This window comes from Vibrio diabolicus, assembly GCF_011801455.1.
GTDB lineage: Bacteria > Pseudomonadota > Gammaproteobacteria > Enterobacterales > Vibrionaceae > Vibrio > Vibrio diabolicus.
This window is the reverse complement of the sequence record NZ_CP042451.1, coordinates 1,009,464-1,027,322: the sequence shown is the minus strand read 5'-3', so window position 1 is coordinate 1,027,322 and position 17,859 is coordinate 1,009,464. Positions and strand designations below refer to the sequence as shown.

The window sequence follows — 17,859 nt, the reverse complement described above, 5'->3', positions numbered from 1 at the left end:
CGCTGAATTCAGCGGCTTTTGTCTTTTACCTAATCCCCTAACTGCGAATAAGGATAAATAGGATATGGTGCGACTAGTGCACCACCTGTATATATTGCAGCAGGCAGCATCCCAGAGAAACTATAAGCTTGAAACAAGTGGTTATACATTGTCCCTCCTTCTAACCAAAATCCAGTTATCTGGTCATATCCATGGAAGCCAAACAATCTCGAAACATCAGAGTTAAAGTAATCATGAACTTTAGATACTTTGTTAACGAAACGTCCTATGAGCCCATTCTCATTGTAAAGATGTGCGCCAGAAGCCTCTCGCGCCATACCTCCTTCCGTGAACAAAGTTTGCGTCGGTTTCTCGTTCCACATAGGCTTGCTACCACGAGTACCGTCAGTCAATAGCTCACCATCAACATTGTTCTTACAGACTGAGCCTGAGTTAGCAACTTCACAAGACCTAATCTTATAGCGATCTGTAACATTTTTCATGTACTCAAAGCTAAGCACAACAACTTGTGATAATGCGGCAAATTTTGCACCTTTTTCACATGAACCACCCGCGATCTCACCTGTAGCACAACCACCAGCTGCTGCGACACTTACTTTCGTGGCTGCATGTGCAAATCCTCTCGTTGGCTTAAAGCTATTGTAACCTCCGATAGCGCCTGTAATTGCACCAATCGCAGCCCCTTTGCCAACTCCGTTCCAGCTTTCACTAATGATCCCACCGGTTACAGCCCCACCAGTGGCGCCACCAAGTGCACCGGCAGCAATGGCATTAGTAAGAGACCCTGCAGAGAAGAAACTTGCACCAGCATCGGCTAGCAACACACTGTACGTACCACCACTGGCGACAGTGACGACGATCCCCACAACGATACCGACGATTTCTCTCGAGTAACGAGAGGTGAACTCTCGTACGTCGTTCCATTGACGTTTAAGTTCTTTTTTAATTCTCTTAAAGAAATGGCCAGAAGGATCGTTGTATTTAAGAGGATTATTGAGAACGTAGCTGTATCGATTGAATGATTGACTATTATCAGGAGCTTGTATGTAAACGTCAGCGCTGATAAATCGTGCTAATGTTGCATCATATAAACGACCGTTCATATGGATTAAGTCAACTTCATTAAGCATCTCATGCCCTGTAAATGCACGATTCAACAATACAGGTTGAGGCAACAACACATTGTCAGCTTTCCAAGTAAACGCTCTCTCTTTGCCCCAAGGGTCATATAGCTTACGGTCAACAATATTCCCCCACATATCACTTACCATATCAACCGATTTAAGCGCATCTGTATGGCTATAACGAATTTGGCGATCTACAGATGCATAGCTTCCTTGTCCATCAGTCTTCAATGAGTTCACATTTATAGCGACCAGACCATTCCCAGCATAAATGTACTGAGTTTGTTGAATGTCCCCGGATGCTAGCTCTTTTAACTCGTAGGACTTACCGAGGTACCAAGTTCTGCTTCCATCGCTACTACGCTTGCTGACTCGCTGATTCGACTCATCATATTTAAAGTCAACCCAGCCTTGTTCTTGCTGAATACGTGAAGGCTTGTTGAAGCCTGTCCATTCAATTGTTCTCCCTCCGCCAGATAGCATATTTCCGTTTTCATCGTAGCGATATGTATTATCCCCAGCTTGAGTTACCGCATGCTTGTGTAACGGATCTGCGTAGATATAATGACCAACGTCAGACTTATATTTGATATTGCCATTCGCAGCATAAGACATGGAATACTTTTTGTTAAATAACGGATTCTCAGCATGTGCTGCACCAATACCAGACAAATGGTAGTCTGTTAGTCGGTCTTGATCGTCGTAGTAGAAATTTTCTTGTATATCATTAACAAGATCTCGGCGACTCTGCACATTATCCATTCTGTCGTAGGTGTAATGAACGCCACGCAGCAGCTTGGAACCTTGCCTAGTGTATATATTGAGTAGTTGACCATTACTCTCATGATAATCGAAACTATTAACTAAGCCATTTCCTAAAACCTCTGATGTAATTCGACCTTCGGCGTCCATATCGTTGAGCTTCCAGTACGAAATCCGTCCATCAGCTGGGTTATCATCTTTGAGGGAACGTAGTGCATCTGACTCATTTTCAGATTCCACAGCTAGGTTATTGTACTTCTGTGAAACAAGCTTGACTTGCTTAACTAATTTTACTAGTTGTTCTGCAGCTAAAAGATAGCTATTTACACGTAATTCCGTTGTATCTTGCACATATTCAAGCCTATCTACTTCTTTTGAGAGTGAATTGAGTTCATCAAACATTTGACGCATTCTTTGATCATATAGCGGATCGTCCCTTTCCAAATCAAATGTCGCTAAACTTATACTTCCGCCATCAGAATAGTTGCCGTAGTACGCAGTTTGGTTTTGATTGATCAAACCTGCTTCAAAAGCAGCCCATTCATCAAGGCTTACCTCTCTTAGTAAGTTACCTTCAATCTTAAGATGGAAGTTAGGTTGCTGAACTACAGGTATCAAACCATTTCCAGAGACCACCACTGTCCTTGGGGAAACTTTGAAATAACGCTCGCCATATTCATTTGTGTACATATGTAATGGTCTAGTATGTAGCTCCGCCCTCATTTGGCGCGCAAATGCCTCATTTTCAGCCACTCCGTCAAATGAGATAAGCTGATCTTTAAGCTTCTGATACTCTTCCTTGCGTCGCTTGTAGAAGAATTGCTGCTCTTGTAAATCTTTTACTTTAACTAAATAATCTTTCGCTTTATTTAGGGCTTCATTGATTAGAGGCTCAATCACGTTGCGATATTCAGCTGCAGTGTAATTAACTTGAGCTTGAGAAATATCTCCCCAGACTTCCGTATTAATACCCGTTAAAGCATCTCGGGTGTAGTTTAGAGTAAACTTGTTAGGTCTATGTTCTCGAATTAGTTGCCCGTTAGAGTCATACTCTAAATCTCGTGCGAATGTGTGCTCTGGAGTAATCGTCTCTTCGCGTCTCAGTAAACCCAGACCGTTGTAGAAGTAGTTCTTAACCAGTTCTCCATCTACAGTTGCTTTTAGTAGCCCTCCTAACCAGACGCGTCCATCCACTTTGTCGTAAAACCATGCCTTTGTGGTGATGTGTGTTACTTCTTTCTCACTTTGCTTAACTTTGGATTCTACTTTCTCAGCGACTTTGCGACCTAAGTTGTCGTAAGCGAAATGAGTACTTTGACCTTTAGCATCAGTTTGATTAACGAGTTGACCAAAACCGTCATATTCATAAGTCCACAAACCTAGATCTGGATCATCTACTAAAGATTTATTGCCTTGAATATTGTACTCGGTACGAACTGTTTCTCCTTCTGACGCAATAGCAGATTTCAACATTCCATTGGCATAGAAGTCGTAGATAACTTTGCCACCATTCGGCTCCTGTTTCTCAATCTCCCAACCTAATACGTTGGTAAAAGTTTTAGAAACTCGACCTTTGGCGTCCGTTTTGGTTACTGTGAAAGGACCGTAAGAATAAGAAATCCAGCTGTCTTCTTTACCTGCAGGACCAGGTTCTTTTATCGAAATGACTCTTCCTAATTTGTCGTACTGAGTGACAATATACTGAGGAATATCACCTTGGTAATAAGGTTTTGAAGCAGAGACTAAATTGCCAAATGCATCATAGCCAGAATCAACGAAAACCCACTTACCGTTTACCGATAAAGAGGCTCTTCTCACTTCTCTTTCTAAAAAGTCAAAAAAGCTGATCTTCTTGCCTGAGTTTTTCGATTGATTGATAACACAGTAACTCGCATTGTTAACATTGAATAAGCAACGACTGTCTCCCGCAGGAAAGCGACTGATCTCAGATTTTACAGAAGTGTTTACAACAGACACCTCGGCTTCTCTACCAAAACCATCGAGTTTTGTCGAAGTAGAAAGACCGTTTTCATCAACTTTTACAATTAGCCCTGACAATAGATCAACAGTTTGAGACGAGACGTGTCCTGCAGGGTTTGTCACCTCGGTTACAACACTATTCCCTACGTAGGAATGTTTAAAGGAAGTAGAGCGAGTTTCTAATCTCCCCCCGTTAGTCGCAGTAACGCTTTCTTTAGTAACAATACCGTTTCCATCTCGCTCTTTGATGGTAACCATGGAATATGGCGTATTTGGTAGCGTCGTGTGCTCACGCAACAAACCGGTTTCATTGTCATATTTAAAAGTAGCCTCTTGAGAGATCCTGCTACCATCGCTGTGAATGTAAGTTGTTTTAGTCGAATCGAGCAACCCGATTAACCAAGAATCTACCTTATTTACATACGCGTTTTGGGTAATTTCAACAAACGTGTCACTATAACCGGTGACCGGATTAAGTCCGGTTGTTGTCGTTGTAATTTTACCAACATTCAGAAATGTATCGACATCACTCTGCTCTACGGTAACTGTACTAAGAAGTTCACCACTTTCAGAGTATTGGTAGTCCTTTCGTTCTGAGGTATAAAATGCAAAGGTGTTACCGACTGTTGGAGTTTCAACCCATTCGACGATTTCATCGTATTCTGTAGCTGTGATCGCCTTCACGAATCGAGCTTGACCAGATAATGCAGATAGCTCGCGATTCAAATCATCCGATACTGGCGTCATGAGCCACACTGGTATTTGATCTTCTAGTACCGTTGTTCGCTCCTCAACCAAAGAAAACTCTGTGGCAGGAATCATGATTGGCATCAGTGTTGAACCGCCAACAGGAACAAATTTGTCAGCGCTTGCTGCGTATTTTTGATCTTTGTATTCGATAAGCTTATAACCCTTTAAATGCTTATCTGCTGCAGAAGACAGCTGTTGGAAACTTTTAACGATTTGCGTAGCACTGAACTCTTTTTTTAGCGTCTTAAATTCAAATTCAGATTCGGAACTTTTACTAAGCTCTCTAAAGTTCCAAAAGTCATTCGATCTACAATCACCGCAACCATTTAACCACTTTTGTCCATTCGCAAAATAGTCGGTTTGCTTTTTCAATGTGCCTGAGTAAGGAAATTCTGTATTAAATTGAAACTCTTGGTTGAGAGTGTTTTTTTCATTAACAAAGCTTCGCTGTCGAATCCATTCGAAACCATTGTGTTTTAGACCATCTTTAGAGCGCTTTGCAGGACCATATTGGAATAAGTAGTTATTTTTTCCATGTCCGTTGTCGGTCTCAAGACGATAAGCTACAGGGAAAGAGCCTGGTAAGTTAAAAAGACCAGAATCATCAGACTTAAAAGAGTCAGAAGGCGTGTGATTACCGTATGGGCCAAACCATACTGAAGAAATATGTCCTAGACCATTTGTCACTTTTTCAAGCAATAATGGAGAATGGTTGCTCTGAGCAGTGGTTTGACATTCTAGACGGTTAGATCTCTTCTTACAGAGCTCAAACTTACCATCTTGGTTCAAATCAATGAATGAGTTAAAACCAGTCCCCCAATTATCAACATCAAATTCATATTGGTACTTATAAGCGTTGACACATTGGACCTTGTTACCGACGCCACGGCAGAAATCTATAACACCATCCTGATCCAAATCGAGCCACCAACGTTTATCTACGCTCCCGAGCTCGCCTGTCCAATCATCACTTTTAACAAACTCTATATCGTCTTCGAATTTATGCAACGAACCAAGAGAGCCAAGAGAACAAGTTAGATTAACTGTTTTGCTAGCATCGTTATCCGTCATGCGACAAAAGTCGATGGCATTATCGCCATTCACATCCACCCACCAACGGGAATCTGGCTGACCTACAGAACTAATTGGAAAACTAATATTTTTTTGAACTAGATATTTACCCGAAAAAGACGTGCACTTAATCGTTTGCCCTTCGACAGAACAAAGTTCACTACCACCATCGCCATTTATATCGGTCCAATAAGTGTCTTTAATTTGCCCCCATTCTATGCCACGAACGTGTACTGAATCAGACCACTCGCCATCTTCTTTGGGTTCACTGCATAAAAGTTCATCACCTATACGACGACAGTACTCTGGTACGCCATTACCATCCATGTCCCTCCACCAACGGAAGTCCTTCATCCCGGAGTTCAACACAATCCAAGAAAGTTGTGTCGTTGTATTATTTGAATGAAAAGCATCACAAAGTAATTTGCCATCATCTATACGACAAAACTCTGTTTTACTATCACCATTTATATCTAACCACCAATGGCTATGAGCGTCTCCCCACTGACTTATATTGTAGGTGCGAGCGACACTAGATTGAGACACATCCATGTGGCAAGTAAATCCATGGGCATCAGTCTTACAGAAGTCACCTACGCTATTCCCATCAATATCAACCCACCAACTTCTATTAGCATTTCCCCAATCACTAGGGATAGTGTTTTTCCCCCAATGACCTAAGTCAATATTAGCGATTTTCTCATCAAAGAATATCTGGCCTTTCATTGGGCTTTTATGTTCCTTCCAATCAAATTGAGTGGCAGGTAAACAATCATCCTTCGCATCGCAATATGTAATACTATCAATAAAGGAGGCACCAAGACCTTCGATTACCTCCTTATAACCCAGTCGGTAATAATTTTTTATTTTATTGTTTATACTTATATCAATTCTTGTCAGCTTTGATTCATACCTATGAACATTTCCGTCTATCTTATAATGTTTTGTAGGAATACCACTATTGATAGGAAGATAATTAAAGACAACACTGAAAGAATCGTAATGTATCGATGATATCTGGCCTAAATTATCATAGTTATAAGAGATACTCTCTGAACTTGGGTTGCTTTTATAGGAGCTCAACAACCAACTCTTCGAAAGGTTATTATAATGATATTCTTCAACAGCACCGCTTTTATCATGCTTAATGAAGTAACTTGATGCTGCATTTGAATCACCATTCAGAATAATTTTTGACTGGTTATCTACGTGTAAACGGTATTCAGAGCCATCTTTGCCAGTTACACCTTTTTCACCAATTAAACGCGTGCCATTTAAGCAAAAATTATCAGTAAAACTATAAGTCACTGAGCTTACTTGCCCTTCAATCGCTTGATGGTCACCACACCTTTTTATGGCAGACAGGCCGCTAAGCGAGAAGCCGCCCCCTAGTTCAGACCTTACGGGCCCAGAGCTTGAGTAGCTTAGCGCTAGATTAGGAGCTATACCCCCTTTCCCAGCTGGTAGTGTTATCGGTATTTGATAATATGCGACACCCTTGTCGATCGATAGCTCTCCGGGCAAAGTACCGATCGTTTGTGCTATTGCAGGAATAGACAACCCCGCAAAGATTACACCTAGCCAATTTTTCATTTAACTGCCTTTCAATTAGATAGTTCTGATATTTGATTTTCTAAATTAGTAATTCTTTTATTTATATTTTCGGACTGTTCTTCTGAATCACCTTCCAAAATCCGACTCTTTAACAGTTCAGTTCTCAGCATTTTTATAGAGTTATCATACTTTGAAAAGCTAGTTACATTCAAAGTATCCATCTTCTTATTTTCCTTTAGATTTTCATCATTATTCTTATATGAGAAGTTGAGCCTAAAAACGTAGCCAACAGTCGCAATAATTATGACCAACAAAAATGCACACAAGGATAACTTGGTTTTAACAGGCATGTATATGACACTAAATTGACAAAACCAGGCAATATAATAAAAAAAACCAAACTTCATATATCAAAAACAAAAATGCGTGATAGACATCACAAACAAATTAATATCTTAATATTTAAGTTTATTAATAATATTCAGTGAATATTATAGCTAAAATCTAATATCAACATGGCTAGAAAGATGAAAAAAAAACTAATTGGCATACTCACTATTCTATTATCGTTTAGCTCACTTGCTGAAACTAATGCTGGCTCAGGGCAGAAGTGGTATGGACCATTCACGATTGATAAGGTAGCTCGTTACTGGGATGGTGGACACAAGATGTCAGTTCATGTTAATGAAACACCAGAGACTCCCTGTGAAGTGTCGAATAGCGAGAAGAAGTTTACTTATCTACCAGATAGCCAACCGACCTCTATGGACTTATTCTCAGCTGTAGCAACTGCTCAAGCTCAAAACAAAAAGGTTATGCTTCTTATTGATAAAAGTTGTCATAATGTTTTGGGACTGAACGTTCATGGTGTAGAAATACTAAGCAACTAACTTACCCCAAACTCCCAAAATCAAAAAAGCCGCTGAATTCAGCGGCTATTTATTAAATTCTGTGTCGACCTAACAGCGAGTGTGACAACGTCGTGCCATCGACAAGCTCAAGTTCTCCACCGACAGGCACACCATGCGCGATGCGGCTGGCATCAACTTGGTGTTCTTTACATAGCTCTGCGATGTAATGTGCAGTGGCTTCGCCTTCAACCGTCGGGTTTGTTGCCAAAATCACTTCGGCTATATCACCGCGACGTAAGCGGTAATCCAGCACATCCAGCCCAATATCACTTGGACCAATACCGTCTAGTGGTGACAAATGTCCCATAAGAACAAAGTATCGACCAGAATACTGGCCCGTTGCTTCGACTGCAGCAATGTCTGCCGGGCTTTCTACCACACAAATTTGACCATTTTCTTGGCGTTTTGGGTTAGTACAAATATGACAGACTTCTTCTTCGGTGAAGGTTCGACACTCAGTACAATGACCGATTTCTGTCATTGCCTGGCTAAGCGCATCTGCAAGTTGCAAACCGCCTTTTCTATCGCGCTGTAACAAATGAAAGGCCATACGCTGCGCCGACTTGGGGCCAACCCCAGGTAGACAACGTAAGGCCTCCATCAATTGCTCCAGCATATGACTGGTACGCATTAAAAGTCCGCTTAATTAAATATCAGCAGATTAGAATGGCATTTTCATACCTGGTGGTAGTTGCATACCGCCAGTTACAGAAGCCATTTTCTCTTTTTGAGTTTCTTCAACACGACGGGCCGCATCGTTGAACGCCGCAGCGATCAAATCTTCAAGCATTTCTTTGTCGTCTTCCATCAAACTTTCATCGATGTCAACACGACGTACGCTGTGACTACCAGTGATAGTAACTTTAACTAGGCCAGCACCAGACTCGCCAGTTACTTCCATATTCGCGATTTCTTCTTGAAGCTTTTGCATGCGATCTTGCATTTGCTGGGCTTGCTTCATTAGGTTGCCCATACCGCCTTTACCAAACATGTTTATCTCTCTGGTTTAATGAGGTGTTGCATCAATTAATGGGGTTATACCTTTGGGTTTTCAACCCCATTCCATTCGATTATTAGATAGGGCGCACACTATCTTTATCAAGCTCTGCAGCAAAACGACGTTCAATAAATTGAACATTTGGATCGTTTTCTAAACTATTCAGAGCTTGCTGTAATTTCTCTTGATAGAGCCTATCTCTAAGTTCAAGTGGTGTTTCTCCACTCTCCCCTATTTCGATGCTCATGTGGCACTCTTCACCTAACACGGTATTAAGTGCTTTAAGCAATTCGGCTTGAGCTCTATCAGTATTCAAATGAGCTTGGCTGCTTCTCAATAGTAACGAAACGGTTGTTCCTTCCTTACTATAATGAGAGTTTAGCGCAAGTTGCTCTACCAGCTTAGGGATCTCCATTAAGCTGATTAGCTTCGCCCATTCATTATGTTCTAACGATTCATCGATGAGCTTTTGTGCCATTTCAGGCGTTTTCTCATGCTCAAGTGCCTGCTTGAGCTGCGTAGGTGTCAGTTTTGTATTCACTTTTGTCTCAACAGGCTTGCTTGGACGCCAGCGATACGCTTCCTCAACTTGTGGCTCCGTCGACTTCGGAGCTGAGTTTGGCGACACCTGCGCGGAATTGCCATGCAATTGCGCTACTCGGTCGATAACCGATTCTGGTTGTGCAGATGCCGCTTTAGGCTTTTTTGAGCCACCATTTTGAGGAGTGTTCTGTTGTAAGCCTTGACGCTGAGAGCGTAATTGGTGACGTAAACCGCTTAGACCACCGCGCGCCGGTGTTGAAACGCTCTCTTGCACTTGTTGAGGTGGCGTTTCATGCTGCGGCGCTGGGTTTTCGCTCATCGGCGGCGCCATATCATACTGTGGCGGAACCGTTTCATATCCACTCGCGTGATACTCAGGTTGTGAATTAGATGAAGGTTGAGGCGCCACTTGTGGTGTGCTTTGCGCTGGACTCGGCTGCTGAGTTCGAGGAGCAGCTACTGTCTGAGCTGGTGCAGTCTTTGGTTGACTGGCACTTTGAACTGGGGCTGAAGCTGGTTCGCAGTTACTAGAAACAATATTTGCCCCACTGTTATTTGATGGGCGGAACGCCATCATACGCAGCACAATCATTTCCAGACCGACTCGCCCGTTTGGCGAGAGAGTCAAATCTTCACGACCTTTCAATGCAATTTGGTAGTAAAGCTGAACGTCTTGCGGACTTAGTGCTTTACTCAACAACTCGATTTTTTCTGCATCTGGCTGCGCTCGGTCTAGCGACGCTGGCAGCGCTTGATACATCGCAATTCGATGAAGCTGTGTTGCGACTTGCTGCAACAAACCATCCCACTCAACACCATTTGCTGCTAATTGCTGGATTTTATCCATGGCTTGTTGAGGTTGCTTGCTGCTGATTGACTCCAGCAAGTGAATCGCTTGGTCGGTATCAATCGTCCCCAACATGTGGCTGACAATATCAGTTTGCACCGCACCGTTACCTAAAGCAATTGCTTGATCGGTCAAGCTGAGAGCATCACGCATACTGCCATCTGCAGCATGTGAAATCATACCCAGTGCTTTTGGTTCTGCCGATACTTGCTCTTGACCCAAAATGTAGTCAAGTTGCTGATGAATATCATCAACGCTGATCGGTTTGAGATGGAACTGTAGACAACGCGACAATATAGTAACAGGCAGCTTTTGTGGATCGGTTGTCGCGAGTAAGAACTTCACATACTCTGGCGGCTCTTCCAGGGTTTTCAACAACGCATTGAAAGAGTGACGCGATAGCATGTGTACCTCATCGATGAGGTACACTTTAAACCGTCCACGAGCAGGTTTGTATTGAACGTTGTCTAACAGTTCGCGAGTGTCTTCAACTTTAGTACGTGATGCCGCGTCAATTTCAAGAAGATCGACAAAGCGACCTTCATCAATTTCACGACAAGTATCGCACTTACCACAAGGTGTCGCGGTAATACCGGTTTCGCAGTTCAAGCCTTTGGCAAACAACCTACCGATACTCGTTTTACCCACACCACGAGTCCCGCTGAACAGATAAGCATGGTGTAAACGGTTTTGCGCCAGTGCGTTTTCCAACGCCGTCAAGACATGTTTTTGTCCGACAACTTGGTCAAACTGATTAGGACGCCATTTTCGCGCTAAAGCTAAATAACTCATTGAATGTATTAATGTCCTTCAAAATCGCAAATGCTGTATACGTTTAGACCTAGTGCTTCTAAACGTTTATCACCACCGATTTCTGGTAGGTTGATAACGAACGCAGCGTGCTCAACTTCACCGCCCAGTTGGCGAATCAGCTTAGTCGTCGCTTCAATAGTACCGCCCGTTGCCAATAAATCGTCGACAACCAGTACTTTGTCGCCTTCAACGATGGCATCTGTATGGATTTCTAGTGTATCAACGCCGTATTCAAGCTCGTAAGATTGAGCAACAGTAGGACGTGGTAGCTTGCCTGGTTTACGCACTGGTACAAAACCAACACCTAGCTCAAGCGCTAAAGGCGCACCAAATAAAAAGCCACGAGCTTCCGTACCCACAACCTTGGTAAAGCCCATATCTTTGTAACGTTCAACAAGAAGGTTGATCGTCGCTTGGTATGCTTTTGCGTCTTCAAGAAGGCTCGTCACATCACGAAATAGAATGCCTGGCTTTGGGTAGTCTTGGATGCTTTTGATGCTAGATTTGATCAGTGAAATTGTTTCTGTAGTCATAATACCGATTTACTTAGATTGGCTCATCGCCCTCTCTAATCGCAGTATCACGAGGGCAACGAACAATAGGTTTTCACCACTATGTGCTTATTTTCGTAAGAGTCACAGGCGCTGAAAATACAAACGCCCACTCGAAGAGCGGGCACACTATTCTCTACAATCTTAGTGATTTTCTTCTCTGTCAGCAACCAACTCAATCACAGGCAGACGCATAAACCAGCCGAGTAAAACGATTAGCATCACTAAAAGACCAATTTTCACCCAAACAAGGGGAACAACAACGATTGAAACCATGAAACTAAGTGCAATAAAAATGGCGCCACGCTGTTTTACTTTTGAAGTAACAGCCCGGTGCTTATGCCAATTATCGAGAATCGGTCCAAACGTTTTGTGGTTATGTAGCCAATGATGAAATGCGGGGCTACCACGCATAAAACATGCACTAGCAAGTAGAATGAAAGGAGTGGTGGGTAAAAGCGGAAGGGCTATGCCAGCAATGCCGAGCACAATACAGAGTCCACCAACGGTATTGAAAAAGTAACGCTTAATACGAATGGTGAACTCCGGTACAAAATAGCTAGATTAAAAGCCTGCGTAACCATTCATTACACGAAGCCAGGTTAGCGTTGCAGGTAATGTTGGAATTAAAAGTACTGCAATGAAACCTAAAAAGTAAAAAATATTATAAGGCTCTTTAAAATCTTTGTCTGCCATGATGTATCTTCTCACTAGTTGACTTTGCTTCTCCCAAGGCACAGCGTTAAATTATCGTTGCACAAATGGGTCATTATTGTTTTAGGCGTTGACTATACCTTAAACAGCCAAATCTAAACACCATCAAAAAGTAAGGTTATTGTTCGAGCATTTGTTGTTTTTTGTGGTTCTAAAAAGACAATAAGCAGCGCCAAGACGCTGCTTGTTGTGTTATGAAGTCAGAATTATACCAGTCGTGATTTCCGGGCAATATTTAAGCTAAAACTTGAAGAGCCTAAACAACCGATGGATAACTGACCAGCAACACCTAGCGGTAAATCTCGGGTTATGAAGTTTTTCATACTTCCTGCCCCTAAACAGTTACCTGCCGCGATATGTTGATTAGTATTTCCGTCAGACCAATGGCTATCTAAACCCGCAGGCAGGATAGAAACGGAGGACGAAGCCAGATCGGCGACACCAAATACAGCATTAACCGCACCAGCGCACTCTGAACACTCGATTCCTTTTTCAATGATCCCTACCATATCCTTCAGATCAGCACTGAAACTCTTCAAATTACGCAGGTAATCGTCAAACAAAGCCCTAACAAGCAATGTCGTCGCGACACCATCATTACTCTGGGAAGCAGAGTCAACGAGATAGAACGCAAATTGCCCGTTCATTAACCAACGATAATCGAACACCAGTGGCATAACGTCCGTCGATTGCAATAAACGGTATGAGCAGCGCCAATCACCTTGAGAAGCATCTTTCTCTGGCAATAGAGCATGCAGTAAATCTCTTGCAGCACTCGGGTTCTGCTGCAAATACTCTAGATGCCAGTGAAGCTCTTGCTCATCTGGGATTTCGCCACCGTCATCGACTCGGAACCACTGACTTGAAAAGTCTCGCTGTTCGGAGAAATGGCTATCGGTATCTTCGAGCGTATTGTCTATCGCCTGAGATAGGTGCTCATAATTACCTATCGGTTTAGGAAGAAAATCTTTAATACCAAATCGCAACGCTTTCGCGACATCGGACATTTCATCCGTGCCGGATACCACGATAAGCGGCAAGTATGGATATTCAAGACTGACTTCTTCGACGAATTCAATGCCATCTAATACCGGCATCGATAAATCACACAAGATAAGATCAGGTTGGCATTCCCTGAGTTGTTGAAGCGCCTCTAGGCCGTTTTCAGCTTCTACTACTTTAAAACCCTGACTTTCTAAATAAGCATTGGTTACTTTACGAAATATTGGATCATCATCCACCAACATAATTAGTTTTTGATTAACCACTTCCTGTGCCGAGACCATTGCCGTTTGACTGTGAGTCTTAAACATACCTTTACACCTCACAAAGCTAAGTCAAAAAACAGATTTATTATTAAGTCATTATTTTTGTTGTGTTTACATCCGGCGAAACGTTGCGCAGCAAGACTTGAGGCCGTTCCGCCTTGTTATAAAACGTAGCTTGAAAACGGCGTTTATACAAATATTACGGGGTATAACAGTATTTACTCAAACAGGGTTGCTGTGTTCAAATGATGCAACATGTTGACTTAAAGCAAGCTTTGATCACAAAGTTAATTATAAATTAGCCGTAATCGGTAATTTAATGTGTCTGGAAATATGAAATTAGATGACTTAAACCTGTTTCGACTGGTTGTCGAAAATGGGAGCTACACCGCAACTTCGCGAAAAACCATGATCCCGGTTGCGACCATCACCCGACGCATTCAAGCGCTAGAAGACTCTGTCAATCTTCGACTGTTGAACCGTCACGCTCGCAAACTATCGCTTACAGAAGCCGGGGAACGTTTTTACCATGAGTGCTCTCCTTTGCTACAAAGGCTAACCACGGCAGCAGAGGAAATCACTGACGACTGCCGAGGAGCATCAGGCAAGATTAAGATATCGGCGCCTTATAACTTAACTAAGCGCATGATGATGCCGATGTTCAACAGCTTTATGAAGCAGTATCCGGACATCAATATCGAACTAACGACAGAAAATAATGCAGACAAGCTTGACCCGACTGAATGGGATGTCATTTTTCGAGTGGGGCCCCAACGTGATTCTAGCCTGATCGCACGCAAGATTGGCGAAGTGAAGGATATTCTTGTCGCAAGTCCTGACTACCTTACCTCGAATCCGGCACCAAACCACGCAGAAGAGCTCTCTAACCATTCATTGCTAAAAGGCTACCCTCTTATCAAGTGGACCTTAATTAATAGCAAAGGCGAGTCTGTCGTAAACGTTGATCGTGGTCGCTTTCAGGCGAATGCACTAAATGTAGTACGCAGTGCTTGTTCCGAAGGTTTAGGCATCACGCTAATGCCAGATGTCATGATCAAAGAATACATCGAAAGCGGCGATTTGGTACGCATACTGCCAGATTGGAGTGCAAACCCGCGCGACATTTATATGCTTTACAACCACAAAGATCACCTGCCAGAGAAAGTTCGTCTCTTTATCGACTTTGTGATCGCTTATAACATTCACTAATTCGATAGCAAATACAAAAAACCAGAGCCGAAGCTCTGGTTTTTTTACACCTCAAGAAAACACCTATTATGCGCCTTCGTTATGCAGCTCTAGGTTTGCTAAATCCTGTTGGATTTCAAGTTGTGTTTTCGCATCATCGTTACGAAGACCATCTAAGAAGTCTAGGTATTGTTGGTCAATATCACCCGTTACGTATTCGCCGTTAAACACGGATGTATCGAACTGAGTAATATCTTGGTTTCCAAGGCCGACAGCCTCAACCAAGTCTTCTAGACGTTGATAAATCAATGCATCAGCACCAATCTGCTTACAAATTGTATCGTTGTCGCGGCCATGAGCAATAAGCTCGGTAGCACTTGGCATATCAATGCCGTACACGTTCGGGAATCGAACTTCTGGTGCTGCTGATACCATGTACACTTTCTTCGCACCAGAATCACGTGCCATTTCGATGATTTGTTCTGACGTAGTACCGCGAACGATAGAGTCGTCCACCAGCAACACATTCTTATCTTTGAACTCCGAACGAATTGCATTCAACTTGCGACGTACAGATTTCTTACGTTGTTGCTGACCAGGCATGATAAACGTACGTCCCACGTAACGGTTTTTCACGAAGCCTTGGCGGTAAGGGATATCGATCGCTTGAGCGATTTGAAGTGCGATATCGCACGATGTTTCAGGGATAGGAATAACGACATCAATATCAAGATTTGCGTAGTCTTCACGAATACGTTCGCCTAGCTTTTTACCCATTTCAACGCGAGCACTGTATACCGAAATTTTATCGATGAACGAGTCTGGGCGAGCAAAGTACACGAACTCGAAAATACAAGGGTTCAGCTTAGGATTATCTGCACACTGCTTCGTGTAAAGCTCACCGTCGAACGTTGCGTAAATCGCTTCACCAGGTGCAACATCACGGACGAAATCAAAACCGACGGCATCCAATGCCACCGATTCAGACGCAACCATGTACTCTGCTCTGCCGTTAACTTCACGCTTACCTAAACACAGCGGGCGAATACCGTGTGGGTCACGAAACGCAATCATACCATGACCGATAATCATGGCTGTCACAGCATAAGCACCGCGAATTGTGCGATGAACATTGGTGACTGCGCGGAATACGTCTTCGGTCGTGACATTTCCTTTTACTGAGTCAATTTCGTGTGCCAGTACATTTAGTAATACTTCGGAGTCTGAAGTGGTATTGATATGACGGCGATCTTTTTCAAACAGCTTTTGACGAACTTCGTTAGCGTTGGTCAAGTTGCCATTGTGGGCAAGTGTAATACCGAAAGGAGAGTTTACGTAGAAAGGTTGAGCTTCTGAAGCGCTTGAACTGCCTGCTGTTGGGTAACGAACATGACCAATTCCGACCTCGCCTTGCAGGCGCTGCATATGTCTTGCTTCAAATACATCCTTGACTAAACCGTTCGCCTTGCGCAGACGAAAACGATTGCTTTCTATGGTACAAATACCAGCGGCATCTTGGCCACGATGCTGTAACACCGTTAACGCGTCATAAATAGACTGGTTTACAGGCGTTGTGCCCACGATTCCAACAATACCACACATGTCCTAATCCTCGATTTGCGACAGTAGCTGGCACTACTAGATAGTGCCAGACAGAAAACTTGATGTTGCTTGTAAATGCTCGAAGAATGGGGCGATGATACGGCTGAACTCAGGGATCAACTGTGAATCTTTCCACCAATCCGAGCTTGGGAATGCAGTAAACGCATCCATAAAAAACAGCACCGCAGAAACAATTAAGACTCCGCGTAGACCACCAAATACAATCCCAAGAATTCGGTCCGTACCTGATAGCCCTGTTTTTTGTACCAGTTGACCAATGACGTAATTCACCACTGCACCAACTACCAAGGTCGCGACAAATAAAGCCGCAATCGCCGCTCCGTTACGAAACATGTCATCTTCGATGTTGGTGAAGTACACCGCCAATTTGGCGTAGTAGTTGCTGGAGATAAAAAACGCTCCAAACCAAATCACCAAAGACAAAGCTTCTTTAGCAAAACCGCGAACTAAACTGATCAGAGCTGAAAATCCGATCACACCTAAAATGATAAAATCTATCCAATTCATGTTTTCTTCATCTTAAGTTGGCGCGCATTTTAACAGAAAAAATGCTGACGCAAACGTTTTCTTATGGATTTAATGGCTTAAATTTAAGCAATTGACCTTTTGAGCCTGTAATTTTTTGTAATTCCTTGACTTGCCGTTCAAGTTTACTTTTTGACACATCAGGACCAACAATCACTCTCGTAAACTCGTTTTCTTTCTTTGTATGAGCTTGATAGCCACGCTTTTGCAAATCAGCGACAAGCGCGACCGCATTTTCGTGATTCTTAAGCGCCATCAACTGAATGATCCAAGCAGAATCTTCATATTGATTTTTTTCTTGCACAGGACGAGTGGCCACCTCAACTTGCTCTGGCTGTTTGATGACCTCTGGTTTAGGCGTCGGCGTTGGGTCAGGCTCAGAAGCAGCCACTTGGGCGCCCTCTTGCTCCTGCACCACCGCTTCAACTGGAGAGTCCGGTAACGCTATGTCGTCTTCCACTGGCTCTAATATTTCGAAGTTTTCCACATCACTATCAAGTTCAGGTTTGATAGGAATACTGGCAAATTCTTCTTTGTAGTGCAGTTTCTTACCATCTAGCACATCGGGAAGAACAATCACTCCGACTGCGACTAGAATGATGGTGCCGACTAAACGACTTTGGAATTTACTTGCCATC

The 17,859-nt window shown here is 43.0% G+C and carries 13 protein-coding genes; 2 read left to right on the top strand and 11 right to left on the bottom strand.

What is annotated here, in order from left to right:
- Window positions 1–29 precede the first annotated feature (29 nt).
- Complete coding sequence (locus tag FR741_RS04855) at window positions 30–7,280, bottom strand: RHS repeat-associated core domain-containing protein (protein ID WP_167426349.1); 7,251 nt, start codon at window positions 7,278–7,280, stop codon at window positions 30–32.
- Between the two features lie 488 nt (window positions 7,281–7,768).
- Between FR741_RS04855 and FR741_RS04850 the strand changes: the two genes are divergently transcribed.
- The gene (locus FR741_RS04850) at window positions 7,769–8,131 is read left to right on the top strand and encodes a hypothetical protein (protein WP_041852910.1); all 363 of its coding nucleotides are present in this window, start codon (window positions 7,769–7,771) and stop codon (window positions 8,129–8,131) included.
- 52 nt (window positions 8,132–8,183) lie between these two features.
- Here FR741_RS04850 and recR read toward each other — a convergent pair whose 3' ends face one another.
- The 7 genes from recR to FR741_RS04820 form a co-directional block, all read right to left on the bottom strand.
- Window positions 8,184–8,783 carry a recombination mediator RecR gene (gene recR, locus FR741_RS04845; RefSeq protein WP_031780610.1) on the bottom strand — a complete coding sequence of 200 codons (600 nt, stop codon included), beginning with the start codon at window positions 8,781–8,783 and terminating at the stop codon, window positions 8,184–8,186.
- A gap of 30 nt (window positions 8,784–8,813) precedes the next feature.
- Complete coding sequence (locus tag FR741_RS04840; protein ID WP_005380618.1) at window positions 8,814–9,143, bottom strand: YbaB/EbfC family nucleoid-associated protein; 330 nt, start codon at window positions 9,141–9,143, stop codon at window positions 8,814–8,816.
- An 82-nt stretch (window positions 9,144–9,225) separates the two neighbouring features.
- Entirely contained in the window at window positions 9,226–11,331 is a 2,106-nt protein-coding gene (dnaX, locus tag FR741_RS04835) for a DNA polymerase III subunit gamma/tau (protein ID WP_005397216.1), read from the bottom strand.
- 8 nt (window positions 11,332–11,339) lie between these two features.
- On the bottom strand, window positions 11,340–11,885 hold the full coding sequence (apt, locus tag FR741_RS04830; RefSeq protein WP_005380615.1) for an adenine phosphoribosyltransferase: 546 nt from the start codon (window positions 11,883–11,885) through the stop codon (window positions 11,340–11,342).
- A gap of 162 nt (window positions 11,886–12,047) precedes the next feature.
- The gene (locus FR741_RS04825; protein ID WP_371131105.1) at window positions 12,048–12,434 is read right to left on the bottom strand and encodes a YbaN family protein; all 387 of its coding nucleotides are present in this window, start codon (window positions 12,432–12,434) and stop codon (window positions 12,048–12,050) included.
- Between the two features lie 33 nt (window positions 12,435–12,467).
- The gene (locus FR741_RS23715; RefSeq protein WP_005380608.1) at window positions 12,468–12,599 is read right to left on the bottom strand and encodes a hypothetical protein; all 132 of its coding nucleotides are present in this window, start codon (window positions 12,597–12,599) and stop codon (window positions 12,468–12,470) included.
- A gap of 224 nt (window positions 12,600–12,823) precedes the next feature.
- Complete coding sequence (locus FR741_RS04820; protein WP_005397213.1) at window positions 12,824–13,930, bottom strand: response regulator; 1,107 nt, start codon at window positions 13,928–13,930, stop codon at window positions 12,824–12,826.
- A 288-nt stretch (window positions 13,931–14,218) separates the two neighbouring features.
- On the opposite strand from FR741_RS04820, the gene FR741_RS04815 reads away from it, so the two are divergent.
- Complete coding sequence (locus tag FR741_RS04815) at window positions 14,219–15,094, top strand: LysR family transcriptional regulator (RefSeq protein WP_167426348.1); 876 nt, start codon at window positions 14,219–14,221, stop codon at window positions 15,092–15,094.
- Window positions 15,095–15,160: 66 nt separating this feature from the next.
- Here FR741_RS04815 and purF read toward each other — a convergent pair whose 3' ends face one another.
- The 3 genes from purF to FR741_RS04800 form a co-directional block, all read right to left on the bottom strand.
- Entirely contained in the window at window positions 15,161–16,675 is a 1,515-nt protein-coding gene (gene purF, locus FR741_RS04810) for an amidophosphoribosyltransferase (RefSeq protein WP_005397209.1), read from the bottom strand.
- 36 nt (window positions 16,676–16,711) lie between these two features.
- Window positions 16,712–17,203, bottom strand: coding sequence for a CvpA family protein (locus FR741_RS04805; protein ID WP_005380590.1), 492 nt, complete (start codon window positions 17,201–17,203; stop codon window positions 16,712–16,714).
- A 61-nt stretch (window positions 17,204–17,264) separates the two neighbouring features.
- Window positions 17,265–17,858 carry an SPOR domain-containing protein gene (locus FR741_RS04800; RefSeq protein ID WP_005397207.1) on the bottom strand — a complete coding sequence of 198 codons (594 nt, stop codon included), beginning with the start codon at window positions 17,856–17,858 and terminating at the stop codon, window positions 17,265–17,267.
- Window position 17,859 lies beyond the last annotated feature (1 nt).

What these genes read in the sequence shown, in the direction of transcription:
- FR741_RS04855 (WP_167426349.1), bottom strand. Translation starts at nt 7,280, where the DNA reads ATGAAAAATTGGCTAGGTGTAATCTTTGCGGGGTTGTCTATTCCTGCA.
- FR741_RS04850 (WP_041852910.1), top strand. Translation starts at nt 7,769, where the DNA reads ATGAAAAAAAAACTAATTGGCATACTCACTATTCTATTATCGTTTAGC.
- recR (WP_031780610.1), bottom strand. Translation starts at nt 8,783, where the DNA reads ATGCGTACCAGTCATATGCTGGAGCAATTGATGGAGGCCTTACGTTGT.
- FR741_RS04840 (WP_005380618.1), bottom strand. Translation starts at nt 9,143, where the DNA reads ATGTTTGGTAAAGGCGGTATGGGCAACCTAATGAAGCAAGCCCAGCAA.
- dnaX (WP_005397216.1), bottom strand. Translation starts at nt 11,331, where the DNA reads ATGAGTTATTTAGCTTTAGCGCGAAAATGGCGTCCTAATCAGTTTGAC.
- apt (WP_005380615.1), bottom strand. Translation starts at nt 11,885, where the DNA reads ATGACTACAGAAACAATTTCACTGATCAAATCTAGCATCAAAAGCATC.
- FR741_RS23715 (WP_005380608.1), bottom strand. Translation starts at nt 12,599, where the DNA reads ATGGCAGACAAAGATTTTAAAGAGCCTTATAATATTTTTTACTTTTTA.
- FR741_RS04820 (WP_005397213.1), bottom strand. Translation starts at nt 13,930, where the DNA reads ATGTTTAAGACTCACAGTCAAACGGCAATGGTCTCGGCACAGGAAGTG.
- FR741_RS04815 (WP_167426348.1), top strand. Translation starts at nt 14,219, where the DNA reads ATGAAATTAGATGACTTAAACCTGTTTCGACTGGTTGTCGAAAATGGG.
- purF (WP_005397209.1), bottom strand. Translation starts at nt 16,675, where the DNA reads ATGTGTGGTATTGTTGGAATCGTGGGCACAACGCCTGTAAACCAGTCT.
- FR741_RS04805 (WP_005380590.1), bottom strand. Translation starts at nt 17,203, where the DNA reads ATGAATTGGATAGATTTTATCATTTTAGGTGTGATCGGATTTTCAGCT.
- FR741_RS04800 (WP_005397207.1), bottom strand. Translation starts at nt 17,858, where the DNA reads ATGGCAAGTAAATTCCAAAGTCGTTTAGTCGGCACCATCATTCTAGTC.